The sequence below is a fragment of the Dactylosporangium sp. CS-033363 genome (assembly GCF_050942475.1).
Taxonomy (GTDB): Bacteria; Actinomycetota; Actinomycetes; order Mycobacteriales; family Micromonosporaceae; genus Dactylosporangium.
On the sequence record NZ_CP192032.1, the window covers coordinates 2,392,412 to 2,405,123 of the forward strand.

Consider the following 12,712-nt stretch of genomic DNA (forward strand, 5'->3'; position numbering starts at 1 on the left):
GCCGTGCGGGTGGGATCAGCTCACCCGGCGCTCGCCCAGCATTGCGGGGTACAGCAGCAGCCCCTTCGCCCTTGGAGGCGTCACCATGACACTGCTGGTCACCCGTCCCCGCCGGTCGCTGGCCATGTACCCGGCGCTCGGCATGCCCGTGACGAGCGGCGCCCCCGTCGACATCGAGGAGACGGGCGAGGCGTTCCGGATCGAGCTGGACCTGCCGGGCGTGGCCCCCGGCGACGTGGAGATCGAGCTGCGCGACAGCGAGCTGCGGGTCTACGGCTCGTTTCAGGAGAAGCACCGCGTCGGTACCCTGCGCCACCACGCGCGGCGCACCGGCGAGTTCGAGTACCTGGTGGCGCTGCCGGGCGACATCGACGGCGACGCGGTCGAGGCCGATCTCGACGGCGGGGTGCTGACCATCGTCGCGCCCAAGCTGCGCGAGCAGCAGTCGCGGCGGATCGAGATCCGCGACCCCAAGAACCAGCGGCCGCGGCAGGTGAGCGGGATGCCGGAGGCGCAGGCGAAACCGCCGAGCGTGCGCCCGGGCGCCCCCGACACCCCGGCGGCGCAGGCCAAGCAGATGAAGGACGGGCAGAGCCGGCCGGGACCGGCGAGCCAGACCGTGGGCTCCTCAGGAGTGGGCAGCACCGGGCAGGTCGGCCGGAGCTCGACGGCCTGAGGCCCGCGGCCCCGGTGCGGGGACGGCCTTGATGGCCGCCGCTGCCCGCGACCCCTACGAGGTGCTCGGCGTGCCGCGGAGCGCGGGGCGGGAGGAGATCCAGCGCGCGTACCGTCGCCTGGCCCGCCGCCACCACCCGGACGTCAGCGCCGAACCGGGCGCGGAGGAGCGGTTCAAGGAGATCAACGCGGCCTACCGCGTGCTGGTCGCGCGGGCGCAGAAACGGCCCGAGCGGTACCGCGGCGGCATGGACGACCTGTCCGGCGGGCTGTTCCGGGGTGCCCGCGGGGCCGACCTGCGGGCCGAGGTCACCGTCGGCGTGGAGGTCGCGTTCATCGGCGGCCGCCAGCGGGTGACCGTGGGCGGGCCGGCCGGGCGCCCGCGGCAGTACGACGTGCACGTGCCGGCCGGCGTGGCCGACGGGGAGCGGCTGCGGCTGCCCGGCCGCGGCGAGCCCGGGGTGCGCGGCGGGGCGGCCGGGGACCTGCTGCTCGAGGTACACCTGGCGCCGCATCCGCATCTCAAGGTCGCGGGGCGCGACGTGCGGGTCGCCGTGCCCATCAGCCCGTGGGAGGCGGCGCTCGGCGCGGCGGTGCCGATCGGCCTGCCCGGCGGGGACGTGCGCCTCGACGTGCCGGCCGGGTCGTCGTCCGGGCGGCGGGTGCGGATGCCGGGGCACGGGCTGCCGAATCCCCGCGGCGCACCCGGCGATCTCTTCGCGGAGCTGCGCATCGTCGTACCCGCGTCCCTGACCCCCGGCGAGCGCGCCCTTTACGGCTCGCTGGCCCGCGAATCGACCTTCGATCCCCGTCAGGCATGAACCGAAGGGAAGGGATCACATGCTCAAAAGGGAAGCGTGGCTGCTGGGCATCCGTGGCGTGCTCGCCATCGTGTTCGGCATCTTCGCGGTGATCTGGCCCGGCGTGACCGTGCTCGCGCTGGCACTGCTGTTCGGCATCTTCGCCATCGTGACCGGCATCGAGCAGATCGTGCACGCGATCAGGCCCGCGCCCGGCCCGTCGAATCCGGTCACCGGGTTCGCGGACGGCACCGGCCCGCGCGTGGCCCGCGGCGTGGCCGGCGTCGTCGGGGTCGTCCTCGGCGTCATGGCCATCGCGTGGCCCGGTGTCACCGCGGTGGCGCTGGCCATCCTGGTCGGCATCTGGGCCGTCGTGACCGGGCTGTCCGACCTGTGGCTCGCGACCCGGCAGCACGGCGGCTGGTCGCTCGCGCTCGTCGGCGCCCTGGCCATCGTGGCCGGGCTGTTCATCATGGTCCGCCCGGCGGCGGGCGCGCTGGCCATCGCCTGGGCCATCGGGCTGTACGCGATCGTGAGCGGCGTGCTGCTCCTGGTCGCCGCGTACCAGCTCACGCACCAGGGTTCCGGCCGCGGCCACATGGCGGCGGCCCATTAGAAGAATGGGAGGATGCCTTGCGTGGAGGCCTCACGCAAGGCGGCCCAAGCGCTCGTGCTCGCCGCGGGCTTCGCCGCGCTGGCCGGTGGCATCGCCGGCGTCGTGGTGTGGCGGGACATCGAGTCGGCGTACCTGATGGCGTACGTCGACGGCGGCGCCTCCCGCGGGCACGCGGCGGTCATCGCCGGGCTCGCGCTGGCCGTCGCCGCCGACGGGTGCTGCCTGTACGCCGCGTCCCAGCTGCGCGCCGGCCGGCGCTGGCCCACGTGGCTCACCTGCGGGCTGCTGATCTTCGGGCTGATCCCGGCGATCTTCGGCGGCGGCACGATCATCGCGCCCCGGTTCGTCGGCGACCAGGCGTCGGCGATCGAGCTCGGGGCGGACATCGCGGCGGTGACGCCCGGCTGGTACGTCCCGCTCGTCACCGGCCTCGCGCTCGTCGCCCTGTGCGCGGCCGCCCTGGCGGCGATGCTCGCGGCGGTGCCTCAGCACGACACGTGAGCGTGCACGATCCGCCACCCCTCGGGCAGCCGGACCCAGGTCTGCGACTGCCGCCCGGGCCCGCCTTCCTGATCGGGATAGTCGAACAGCGTCGTGACGGTGGCCAGGTCGGCGCCGAACGTGGTCACCCGCGTCTCGAACAGCCGGCGGCCCGGCGGGAGCGGCGGCTGGGCCGCGCGCCACGCGTGCAGCTCCGCCGCGCCGGTCTGCCGGTCCGCGATCCCGAACCGGGTCACCGCGGGGGAGTCCCAGAACCAGGACCCGAGCGCCCCGACGTCGCCCGCCACCAGCGCCTTCTCGTAGTCGGTGAAGGCGGCCAGCACCGCGGCCACGACGTCGGGGCGATCGATGTCCACAGTGGATTCCTCCCGGGGTTACGCGTCGACGAGTTCGAGCTCTTCGGCCTCGAGCACCCGCGGTGCCGGCCGGGTCAGCGCGAACAGGGCGCACACGACCGCGATGAACAGGTACCCGAGCGCCACCGGGCCGTTGGCGTTCCAGGCGATCTGCCCGGCGTGGATGAGCCCGACGAACGACAGCAGCGCCCCGGCCGCGGCGAAGATCGCCGCGTGGATGAACCGCTTGTCGATGACGAACGCGACGATCGAGCCGAGCACCAGCCCGGCCAGGATGGCGCCCTGGCCGAGGGTGAGCAGTCCGGTGTACACCACGCCGTTGCCCTCCAGCGCCGCCTCCCCGACCTTCGCCGCGGTGGTGCCGGCGGCCGCCAGCGAGTTGTCGATCTGCCCGGTGGCCCACTGGGCTATGTTCGGCACCAGCGCCGCGATCACCGCCGCCGCGTGCGCCCGCGGGGTGAACTGGAACGCCTGCGCGCCGATCAGCAGCCCGATGTACAGCAGGATCGGCACGATCGCGGGCATCGGCAGCACCGCCCCGAGCAGCCCGAACATGCCCAGGAAACACAGCAGCGCGATGACGATGCCGGTGGCCATCGAGTAGCCGTTGCGCCCGCCGGCCTTCTTCCAGCCGGGGTGCCCGACGTACACCGCGGGCGGGAACGGCGAGCCGAGCGCCGCGCCGATGATCGCGCCCGCGCCGTCGGCCAGCAGCACGCTGCGCAGGTTGTAGTTGTCGCCCGCGGCCGCCGCGCTCTCCACGTTGGACATGCCCTCGGTGAAGTTGTAGACGCCGAGCGGGATGGCCGTCGCCAGCAGCGGCGCCACATCCGAAAGACCCGAGAACAGCAGATCCAGGTGTACTCCCGGCAGCGCGAACCCGATCTCGCTCGCCGCCGCGCTCACGGCGTTGCCGTCCATCGCCCCGCCGATCCAGCCGATCGCGGTGCCGAGCAGCAGCGCGGCCAGGCCGATCGGGAAGTTGCCCGGCAGCTTGGTGTCGGTGAGCAGGCCGATGAGCAGCAGCGCGAAGACCGGCAGCGCGACCCAGGCGAGGTTCCACATCCGGGCCGCGGGCAGCATGGAGATGAACGTGATCGAGATGCCGGCCAGGGTCCCCAGCAGGGCGGCCCGTGGCGCGTGCCTTCTGATGTACGGCCCGACGAAGGCGCCGATCAGCACGATGACGCCGATGATGAACGCCCAGGCCAGGCCGGCCTTCCACGCCTTGGTGGCGTCCTGCGTCTTGAGGTACACCGGCAGCATGATGACGAAGATGACGATGAACATGTGCGGGACGCTGGGCCCGTAGGGCAGGGCCGTGACGTCGGTGCGGTTCTCGCGCCGGGCGAGCCGGCGGGCCAGGAACGTGTAGTAGACGTTGCCGACCACGAGCGCGATGCCCAGGGCCGGCAGGATCGCGTGGAACACGTCGCGCTCGCTGAGCTTGACCACGCCCAGGCACAGCGCGGTCAGGGTCAGCACGTTCACCAGCACGTTGACCCCGAAGCCGAAGAAGGCGTTCGTGTCGCCGCGCACCCACCAGGGGATTTTCAGCGTGGGGGTCTCAGTCTCGGCCATGGGTCACGTCCTCGAGTTGCAGTGCGGCGATGAACGCCGGGGACTCGGCGACCCAGCCGAAGATGCCGCCCTGCGCGGCGATCATCGCCAGGCCCGCCCGCTGGAACTCCGGGAAGTAGGAGCCGACGCAGTCGGCGAGCACGAGACACTCGTACCCGCGGTCGTTGGCCTCCCGGACGGTGGTGTGCACGCAGACCTCGGTGGTGACGCCGGTGACGACGAGGCTGCGGATGCCCTGGGCGCCGAGCAGGTCGCCGAGCCCGGTGGCGTAGAACGCGCCCTTGCCGGGCTTGTCGATGACCGGCTCGCCCGGGGCCGGGGCGAGCTCGTCGATGATGTCGTGGCCGCGCTCGCCGCGGATGAGGATGCGCCCCATCGGCCCGGGCGCGCCGATGCGCATGCTCGGGTCGCCGCGGTTGAGCTTGGCCGGCGGGCAGTCGGACAGATCGGGGAGGTGGCCCTCGCGGGTGTGGATGACCGGCAGCCCGGCCGAGCGGGCGGCCTGCAGGAGCTTCGCCGTCGGCTCGATGGTCCGGCGCAGCTGCCCGACGTCGTTGCCGAGCGTCTCGCCGAAGCCGCCGGGCTCCAGGAAGTCGCGCTGCATGTCGATGACGAGCAGCGCGGTGGTGGCCGGGTCGAAGGAGTACGGCCCGGGAAGCGCGTCGAGGGTGGCCACAGTGGACACTCCTAACGGGACGTGGCCGCGATGACGTCCGCGGACGTGGCGACGCAGCCGAAGACGCCGCCCTGCATGGTGACCATGTGCAGCGCGGCCGCGTGGTTGCCGGGGTCGGTGGCGCCGGTGCAGTCCGACAGGATCAGGCACTCGTAGCCGCGGTCGTTCGCCTCGCGCATCGTGGTGTGCACGCAGACGTCGGTGGTGATGCCGGTCAGGATCAGGTGCGTGATGCCGTGGGTACGGAGCACCAGGTCGAGGTTGGTGGCGTAGAACGCGCCCTTGCCGGGCTTGTCCACCACCACCTCGCCGGGCGCCGGCGCGACCTCGGGCACGATCTCCCAGCCGGGCTCGCCCTTGATCAGGATCCGCCCGCACGGGCCGGTGGAGCCGATCTCCGCCCCGATCCGCGCGGACCGCCAGCGCTTGTTCGCCGGCAGGTCCGACAGGTCCGGGTCGTGCCCCTCGCGGGTGTGCACGACGAGCATGCCCAGGCCGCGGACGTGATCGAGCAGCTTGGCCGTGGCCGGCAGCCCGGCCCTGGTCAAGCCGATGTCGTACCCCATGCTGTCGACGTATCCGCCCGGCCCGCAGAAGTCGGTCTGCCAGTCGATGCACAGCAGCGCCGTACGCTCGACCGGAACGCTGCCGTCGTAGGGCCAGGCGTACGGCTGCGCGCCGCCGACCGGTCCGATGCTCGCTGCGCTGGTCATGCTGTCGATTGTCGACAATCCTGTTACGCCGACCCGCGCGCTCTGTAACGCATTGATGTCAGGAAGTTTCTATTCCCGGTCGATGTACGAGCGGGCCCCGTGCTCGGCGAGCGCCGCCAGGACCGCCCGCGGATCCCGGGTCGCGACCACGTCGAAGAGCCGCTCGTGGCGGTGCACGCCGTCGTGCGGGCGGGCCACCTCGGCCTCGCGGCGCAGGTTCAGCGCCATGTACAGCTGGATCTTCACCAGCACCGACTCGTGCACGAGCGCCAGCTGGCGGTTGCCGGCCAGGGCGACGACCGCCACGTGGAACTCGCGGTGGGCGGTGGCCACGTCGAACTGGTCGCCGCGCTCGTCCGCCTCCTGCATGGCCTTCAGCGCGGCCGCGATCCCGCCCAGGTCCGCGTCCGCCGGGGTGGCGCTCACCGCGTGCCGCTCCAGGACGTCGCGGACCGCGTACAGGTCCCGGATGTCGGCGTCGGACAGCACCGCCACCCGCACGCCCCGGCGCGGCATGTGCTCGACCAGCCCCTGCTGGGCCAGCAGCCGCAGGGCCTCCCGCAGCGGGGCGCGGCTGATCCCGAAGCGCTTGGTCAGCTGCTCCTCGACCAGGCGCTCGCCGGGCTCGGTGCCGCCGCCGAGGATCTCCCGGGTCAGCCGGAGCACCGCGAGCTCGACCAGGCTGGCACTGGTCAGCTCGTCGGTCTGCCTCATCGCCACAGTCTCGCACTCCTGTCTATACGGACTGCAACCCGTGCAGGCGGGCGAAGAGTCCCTCCGCGGCCAGCAGTTCCTCGTGGGTACCGAGCTCGACCAGCCTGCCTCCCGCCAGCACGGCGATCCGGTCGGCGTTACGGATCGTGGCCAGCCGGTGCGCGACGACGAACGTGGTGCGGCCCCGCATCAGGCGGGCGAGGGCCTCCTGGACCAGCGCCTCGGACTCGCTGTCGAGGGCCGAGGTCGCCTCGTCGAGCAGCAGCACCCGCGGGTCGCGCACGAGCGCCCGGGCGATCGCCAGGCGCTGCCGCTGGCCGCCGGAGAGCATCGCGCCGCGCTCGCCGACCATGGTGTCCCAGCCGTGCGGCAGGCGCTCGACGAACTCGAGGGCGTTGGCGTCGCGCAGGGCCCGGGTGACGCTCTCCTCGTCGAGGTGCCGGCTGCCGTAGGTCACGTTCTCCCAGATCGTGCCGTCGAACAGCACGGGCTCCTGCGGTACCACGGAAACGAACTTCCGATAGGAACGCAGGTCGATCTCCTCCATGTCCCGCCCGTCGAGGCGGACCCGCCCATCGGTCGGCCGGATGAAGCCGATGAGCAGGTTCAGCATGGTCGACTTGCCGGAGCCGGACGGGCCGACGAACGCGATCGTCTCGCCGGCGGCCACGGTCAGGTCGATGCCCTGCACGGCCGGCGCCGGGGCCTCCGGGTAGCGGTAGCCGACGCCCTCCAGCGCGATCTCGCCGCGCACCGCCGGCACCCGCGCCTTGCCCTCGTTGAGCTCCAGGTCGGGGGCGGACAGCACCTCGCCGATCGAGCGGACCGACTCCAGCCCCTTGGCGATGATCGGGGCCAGCCCGAACAGGCCGATCACGGAGCTGGTGAGCACCGCGAAGTACGTGCTGAGCAGCACCACGTCGCCCGCGCTGACCGGCGCGAAGCCCGACCACGCGGCCCACCCGGCGGCGACCAGGCAGGCGGCCCCGAGCAGCTGGTACGTCACCCAGGACATCGCGCCGAACCGCCCGTTGACCATGTCCAGGCGCAGGCCGGCGGTGCGCACCTCCTCGACCGTGCCCCGCATGCGGTGCACGGCCTCCTGCTCCAGCGCGTGCGCCCGGGTGATCGGCATCAGGTGCGCCATCTCGTCGACCCGCGCCGAGAGCTCCTCGACCCGCCGCCGGAACTCCTCGTTGCGCGCCCCGGACCGCTTGCGCACCATCGCCACCAGGGCCGCGGTGCACGGTACGACCAGCAGGAACAGGGGGACGAACTGCGGTACCCGGATGGCGGTCAGGGTGAGCGCGCCGGTGAGCGTCAGGACCGCCGAGGTGCCCGACGCGGCCACCTGCTGCAGCATCATCTCCACGTTCTCGACGTCGCGGACCAGCTTGGTCTGCAGCAGGCTCCCGCCCGCGCGGGTGTGGAACGCGATCGACAGCTGCTGCAGCCGCCCGGCCAGCGCCGAGCGCAGGTCGGTGCCGAGGTGCCGGACGATCAGCGACATCTGCCGCACCCAGAGCATGTGCGTCGGCACGTTCTGCAGCAGGATCACCGCGAGCACGGCGGCGTTGAGCCACAGCTGCGCGACCGGCCGGTGCTGCACCACGACGTCGATGATGTTGGCGGTGAGCAGCGGCAGCAGCCAGATCGGGCTGTCCTTGACGGCGAACGCGAGGGTGGCCAGCAGCAGCCGCCACCGCGACCGGGCGAGCAGGTGGAAGATCGTGCGCACCGGGCGCCGCCCGTCAAAGTCCATGAAGGTCATTCTTTTGCCCGGCAGGTGGCCCCGGGAAGTCGAGCGAACCGTCGACCGCGTCACAGCCGAACCGGGGGCATATTTTGTCGCACCCTGGTTGTAGCCTGCGTGTCATGACGCAGCCACCGTATGGAACTCCGAATCCGTATGGGCAGCCGGATCCGTACGGCCAGCCGTCCCCCTATGGGCAGCAGCCGAACTATGGACAGCAGCCGGGATACGGGCAGCAGCCCGTGCCCTACGGCCAGTCCGACCCGTACGGTCAGCCCGCCCTCCCGCCGCCGATGTCCTCCCCGCCGGCGTCGGGCCAGCCCTACAGCACCGCCTACCAGCTGCCCCCGGTCTCGGGCGCCCCGGCCTCGGGCGGCGCCTACGACCCCTACGGCCAGGCCGCCTACGCCCAGCCCGCCTACGGCCAGCCCGCGGCCTACCCGATGGCGGTGGCGCAGTACGACCCGCTGACCGGCCAGCCGTATTCCGACAAGAGCAAGATGGTCGCCGGCCTGCTCCAGCTGCTGCCGGGCCTGATCTTCGCCCTCGGCGGCATCGGCCGCATCTACGCCGGCAACATCGCCCTGGGCGTGACCCAGCTGGTCCTGAGCATCGTCGTCGGCTGGACGTCCCTCGTCTGCGGCGCCTTCCTCCTGTTCGTCCCGTGGCTGATCACCGCCGGCCTGTGGCTCTGGTTCGTGATCGACGGCATCATGATGCTGGCCGGCCGCCCGGTCGACGGCCAGGGCCGCCCGCTGCGCCCGAACTGACCCCGTTCGCCTGTTCGCGGGCGCGGCCGGATCCCCGGCTAGGCGCCCGCGAACGCCTAGGGTTGGCTGGGTGGAGATCGAGCGCCTGGTGTGCCACCCGCGGCTGCCGTACGTCGCGGGGCTGCAGTCCGACCGGCCGGCCGTGCACATCTGGGACGGCGAGCTGGACGACCTGACCGTTCTTGGCGGCGACGCCCAGCCGTACTCCGTGGACGACTTCGGGCACGACCGGCGCCTGCGCACCCCCGGCGTGGCCTGGCACCCGGACGAGCCGCTGCTGCTCGTCCCGACCCCCGGCGGCGTGCTCCGCTGGACCCCGACCGGCATCGCGCGCGAGCCGGGCGGCGCGCACCGGTGGCTGGGCTTCACCCCGGACGGCCGGACGCTGCTCGCCTCCCCGTCGGCGCGGGGCAAGCCGGAGTGGGACCAGTCGGACGTGCTCGACCGCCCGACCGGCGCGACCGGCATCGGCCCCGGCTGGGACACGGGCGTCGTCCCGCACCCGGCGGGCGGCATCGTGGCCACCCTCCGCAGCGACCAGGGCGCCACCCTCGTCGTCTTCGCCCACCCCGCCGGCACGTCCCTGCGCCTGCTCAGCCGGGCGGTGATCGTGAACGTCGACGGGTACACGGCCCCGGTGTTCAGCCCCGACGGCCGGTACTTCGCCCTGCGGGGCAACAACTACGTGCACTCCCTCGACGTGTACGCGTTCCCGTCCCTGCGCCGCGTCCTGCACACCACCCTCGGCGACCTGGACGAGCCCTGGTCCTGGCACAACATCGCCTTCGGCACGGAGCCCGGCCGGCTGTTCATCGGCACCCCGACCGGCACCCTCATCGAGTACGACCTTGCGTCCGGTGAGGCCGCGGAGCTGCCCCTGCCGTCCGCCCCGCCGGTGACCGCGCTCGCCACCATGTCCGACGGCTCCCTGGTCCTGGCGGCCGGTGAAACGCTGCGCATGCTGCAGCAGCCGCCCTCGCCCGCGGCCGACCCCGCCGTTGTGCGCGAGTTCCTGGCCGGGGCGCCGCCGGTGGCGGAGGACGAGGACCTGGACGACCAGCTCGTCCTGACCGACGGCGAGCAGGAGTGGGGCGCCGACGACCTCGACGCCCTGACCGAGGCGAGCGACCAGGACCCGGCGTGGCTGCAGCGCCGCGCCGGGATCAACCAGGTCCCGGAGTCAGGGGCGGACGCCGCGGATTGAGGCGTCCAGGACTTCGGCGGTGTGGGCGAGGCGGATGGTGGAGCCTGCTCGGCGTACCGCGGCGGAGATCTGCATCAGGCAGCCCGGGTTCGCGGTGATGAGCATGGTCGCGCCGGTGGAGATGACGTCGCGGGCCTTGCGGTCGCCGAGCTGGGCGGCCGGCTCCGGGTTGAGGATGTTCCAGATGCCGGCCGAGCCGCAGCAGATCTCCGGGTCCGGGATTTCGCGCAGGTCCAGGTCGGGGATGGCGCGCAGCAGCGATCGGGGCTCGGCGCGGATGCCCTGGGCGTGGGCCAGGTGGCAGGCGTCGTGGTACGCGGCGGTGACCGGGACCGGGTGGCGCGGCGCGACCGGGCCCAGCTCGATCAGGAACTCGGACAGGTCGCGGACCTTGCCGGCGAAGGACGTCTCCTTCAGGGCCGAGCCGCAGCCGGCCGCGTTCACGATCAGGGCGTCGACGTCCGCGAACGACCGCTCGATGCCCTCCGCGAACCGGTCGGCCTCCGCCGCTCGGCCGCTGTGGCGGCTCAGGGCGCCGCAGCAGCCCTGGTCCGGCGGGATGATCACCTCGCAGCCCTCCGCGGCCAGGACCCTTGCCGTGGCCGCGTTCACGCCGGGGAAGAAGGCGTGCTGGACGCAGCCGGTGAGCATGCCGACGCGCGCGCGGCGGGGGCCCACCGGCGAGACCACCGCCGGCAACTTGGCCGCTCGGGTGGACGTGGGCGCCAGGTCCAGCAACGTGCGGACCGTGGCGGGCAGGCGGTCGCGGAAGGGGGTGCCGATCATGCGGTACCCCCGCAGCGGCGCCTTGGCGAGCGCCAGCCGGCGGCGGTAGGGGAACAGGGCGAACACGGCCGCCCGCAGCGCGCGGCCGGCGGGTGGGCGGACGTCCTCGACCATGGTGCGGGTCTCGGTGATGAGCTCGTCGTAGCGTACGCCGCTCGGGCAGGCCGTCACGCACGCCATGCAGCCGAGGCAGGCGTCGAAGTGGCCCGCCATCGACGGGGTCAGCTCGTCGCCCTGGGTTTCCTGCAGCATGAGCTGGATGCGGCCGCGGGGGGAGTCCATCTCCTCGCCCCACAGGACATAGGTCGGACAGGTCGGCAGGCAGAAGCCGCAGTGGACGCAGTCGTTGATGAGCTCCTCGCGGTCGGGCATCAGATGCCGCCCACGAAGCGGCCGGGGGCGAAGGTGCCCGCGGGGTCGAACTGGTCCTTCACGCGGCGCATCAGATCCAGGCCGTCGACGTGGCCCCAGACGTCGACCCTCGCTCGTACCGGTGGCGGCGCGGTCAGCACCACGCAGTGCCCGGCGCCGGCGCGGGTGGCGGCGCGCAGGTCGCTGATCACGCCGGCCACGACGCCGGGGTCGGTGGCGCCGGGCAGGCCCGCGTACAGCACGCCCGTGCCGGCCGAGCCGCGCACCCGCAGCGCCACGTCGTGCAGCCGGGCGGTGACGCCGGCCGCGGTGAGCAGGTACGGCACCCGGGACAGGGCGCAGGTCAGCTTGATGCCGACGTCGCCGGGCGACCACGGGTACGTGCCCCAGGCCGGCGGGGGCGCGTCGGCCTGCTCGCTGCCGTCGCCGAGGAGCTTCTCCAGGTCGTTGGCGCGCCGCTCGACGCCCGCCGGGACGCCCTCGACCAGGGCGGTCACCGTCAGCGGGCCGTCGCCGGCGGCCATGTCGACCTCCAGGGCGCTCGGCACCACCTGGGCGGCCAGCACGGCGGCGACCGCGCGGCCGGCGTCGTCGATGCCCTCGGCGGGGGCCGTCACGTAGCGGGCCGCGGCGGGCAGGGGGTGCAGGCGGAACGCGCACTCGGTGATGACGCCGAGGGTGCCGTACGAGCCGGCGACGAGCTTGCCGAGGTCGTACCCGGCGACGTTCTTGACGACCTTGCCGCCGGCCTTGGCCACGACGCCGTCGGCGCGCACCACGGTGACGCCGATGAGCAGGTCGCGGACGGTGCCGTAGAGCATGCGGCGGGGCCCGGAGGCGTTGACGGCGACGGTGCCGCCGATCGTCGCGCCCGGCAGCGGCTCGTCCAGCGCCAGCTGCTGGCCGGCCGGGCGCAGCGCCTCCTGCACCTCGGCGAGCGGGGTCCCGGCGCGCACGATCGCGACCAGGTCGCCGGCCGCGTGCTCGACGAGGCCGCAGACGCCGCGCATCTCCACGATGAGGTCGAGCCGCTGCGGCGGGAGGGCCCAGTCCTGGCGGGTCCCGGCTCCTCGGGCGACGAGCGCGAGGCCGTCGCGGGCTGCATCCCGTACACAGGAAGCCACCTCGGCCGTCGTGGTCGGCTGCGCGACCGTGGCGGCCGGCACCCCGGCGATATCGTCGACGACCGTCATCG

Annotated in this window: 14 protein-coding genes; 6 read left to right on the top strand and 8 right to left on the bottom strand. The window is 73.3% G+C overall.

The features are described from left to right. Positions 1-85 precede the first annotated feature (85 nt). From ACQPZ4_RS11005 to ACQPZ4_RS11020, 4 genes are read left to right on the top strand one after another with little or no spacing between them, the layout of a single operon-like run. Positions 86-676: an Hsp20/alpha crystallin family protein gene (locus ACQPZ4_RS11005; RefSeq protein ID WP_433058527.1), complete on the top strand. Its 591-nt coding sequence runs from the start codon at positions 86-88 to the stop codon at positions 674-676. 31 nt (positions 677-707) lie between these two features. Further along, positions 708-1,496, top strand: coding sequence for a DnaJ C-terminal domain-containing protein (locus ACQPZ4_RS11010; protein ID WP_433058530.1), 789 nt, complete (start codon positions 708-710; stop codon positions 1,494-1,496). Between the two features lie 19 nt (positions 1,497-1,515). After that, a complete protein-coding gene (locus ACQPZ4_RS11015; RefSeq protein WP_433058533.1) occupies positions 1,516-2,091 on the top strand; it encodes an HdeD family acid-resistance protein in 576 nt (191 codons plus the stop codon). Positions 2,092-2,112: 21 nt separating this feature from the next. After that, a complete protein-coding gene (locus ACQPZ4_RS11020) occupies positions 2,113-2,592 on the top strand; it encodes a hypothetical protein (protein ID WP_433058536.1) in 480 nt (159 codons plus the stop codon). On the opposite strand, the gene ACQPZ4_RS11025 is transcribed toward ACQPZ4_RS11020, so the two are convergent. The 6 genes from ACQPZ4_RS11025 to ACQPZ4_RS11050 form a co-directional block, all read right to left on the bottom strand. Then, entirely contained in the window at positions 2,577-2,948 is a 372-nt protein-coding gene (locus tag ACQPZ4_RS11025) for an AtzH-like domain-containing protein (protein WP_433058539.1), read from the bottom strand. The two genes, ACQPZ4_RS11020 and ACQPZ4_RS11025, sit on opposite strands and share 16 nt — an antisense overlap. Positions 2,949-2,966: 18 nt before the next feature. Continuing rightward, positions 2,967-4,529 carry a regulator gene (locus tag ACQPZ4_RS11030; protein ID WP_433058541.1) on the bottom strand — a complete coding sequence of 521 codons (1,563 nt, stop codon included), beginning with the start codon at positions 4,527-4,529 and terminating at the stop codon, positions 2,967-2,969. Further along, positions 4,516-5,205, bottom strand: coding sequence for a cysteine hydrolase family protein (locus tag ACQPZ4_RS11035; RefSeq protein WP_433058544.1), 690 nt, complete (start codon positions 5,203-5,205; stop codon positions 4,516-4,518). The genes ACQPZ4_RS11030 and ACQPZ4_RS11035 overlap by 14 nt, the downstream gene beginning before the upstream one ends. 11 nt (positions 5,206-5,216) lie before the next feature. Then, on the bottom strand, positions 5,217-5,918 hold the full coding sequence (gene biuH, locus ACQPZ4_RS11040) for a biuret amidohydrolase (protein ID WP_433058547.1): 702 nt from the start codon (positions 5,916-5,918) through the stop codon (positions 5,217-5,219). Between the two features lie 69 nt (positions 5,919-5,987). Continuing rightward, positions 5,988-6,632 (bottom strand): GntR family transcriptional regulator, encoded by a 645-nt coding sequence (locus ACQPZ4_RS11045; RefSeq protein WP_433058550.1) that lies wholly within the window; start codon positions 6,630-6,632, stop codon positions 5,988-5,990. A gap of 22 nt (positions 6,633-6,654) precedes the next feature. Then, complete coding sequence (locus ACQPZ4_RS11050; protein WP_433058553.1) at positions 6,655-8,394, bottom strand: ABC transporter ATP-binding protein; 1,740 nt, start codon at positions 8,392-8,394, stop codon at positions 6,655-6,657. A 113-nt stretch (positions 8,395-8,507) separates the two neighbouring features. Here ACQPZ4_RS11050 and ACQPZ4_RS11055 point away from each other — a divergent pair, with 113 nt between their 5' ends. Continuing rightward, positions 8,508-9,155 (top strand): hypothetical protein, encoded by a 648-nt coding sequence (locus ACQPZ4_RS11055; protein ID WP_433058556.1) that lies wholly within the window; start codon positions 8,508-8,510, stop codon positions 9,153-9,155. 70 nt (positions 9,156-9,225) lie between these two features. Beyond that, on the top strand, positions 9,226-10,359 hold the full coding sequence (locus ACQPZ4_RS11060; protein ID WP_433058559.1) for a hypothetical protein: 1,134 nt from the start codon (positions 9,226-9,228) through the stop codon (positions 10,357-10,359). Here the strand turns inward: ACQPZ4_RS11060 and ACQPZ4_RS11065 are convergent. Next, positions 10,336-11,517, bottom strand: a complete 1,182-nt coding sequence (locus tag ACQPZ4_RS11065; protein WP_433058562.1) for a (Fe-S)-binding protein — start codon at positions 11,515-11,517, stop codon at positions 10,336-10,338. The two genes, ACQPZ4_RS11060 and ACQPZ4_RS11065, sit on opposite strands and share 24 nt — an antisense overlap. Further along, a complete protein-coding gene (locus ACQPZ4_RS11070) occupies positions 11,517-12,710 on the bottom strand; it encodes an FAD-binding oxidoreductase (RefSeq protein WP_433058565.1) in 1,194 nt (397 codons plus the stop codon). Before ACQPZ4_RS11070 ends, ACQPZ4_RS11065 begins: the two co-directional genes overlap by 1 nt. Positions 12,711-12,712 lie beyond the last annotated feature (2 nt).

Excerpts from the sequence above, each read along its gene's own strand:
- ACQPZ4_RS11005 (WP_433058527.1), top strand. The coding sequence starts at position 86 with ATGACACTGCTGGTCACCCGTCCCCGCCGGTCGCTGGCCATGTACCCG.
- ACQPZ4_RS11010 (WP_433058530.1), top strand. The coding sequence starts at position 708 with ATGGCCGCCGCTGCCCGCGACCCCTACGAGGTGCTCGGCGTGCCGCGG.
- ACQPZ4_RS11015 (WP_433058533.1), top strand. The coding sequence starts at position 1,516 with ATGCTCAAAAGGGAAGCGTGGCTGCTGGGCATCCGTGGCGTGCTCGCC.
- ACQPZ4_RS11030 (WP_433058541.1), bottom strand. The coding sequence starts at position 4,529 with ATGGCCGAGACTGAGACCCCCACGCTGAAAATCCCCTGGTGGGTGCGC.
- biuH (WP_433058547.1), bottom strand. The coding sequence starts at position 5,918 with ATGACCAGCGCAGCGAGCATCGGACCGGTCGGCGGCGCGCAGCCGTAC.
- ACQPZ4_RS11045 (WP_433058550.1), bottom strand. The coding sequence starts at position 6,632 with ATGAGGCAGACCGACGAGCTGACCAGTGCCAGCCTGGTCGAGCTCGCG.
- ACQPZ4_RS11050 (WP_433058553.1), bottom strand. The coding sequence starts at position 8,394 with ATGGACTTTGACGGGCGGCGCCCGGTGCGCACGATCTTCCACCTGCTC.
- ACQPZ4_RS11055 (WP_433058556.1), top strand. The coding sequence starts at position 8,508 with ATGACGCAGCCACCGTATGGAACTCCGAATCCGTATGGGCAGCCGGAT.
- ACQPZ4_RS11065 (WP_433058562.1), bottom strand. The coding sequence starts at position 11,517 with ATGCCCGACCGCGAGGAGCTCATCAACGACTGCGTCCACTGCGGCTTC.
- ACQPZ4_RS11070 (WP_433058565.1), bottom strand. The coding sequence starts at position 12,710 with ATGACGGTCGTCGACGATATCGCCGGGGTGCCGGCCGCCACGGTCGCG.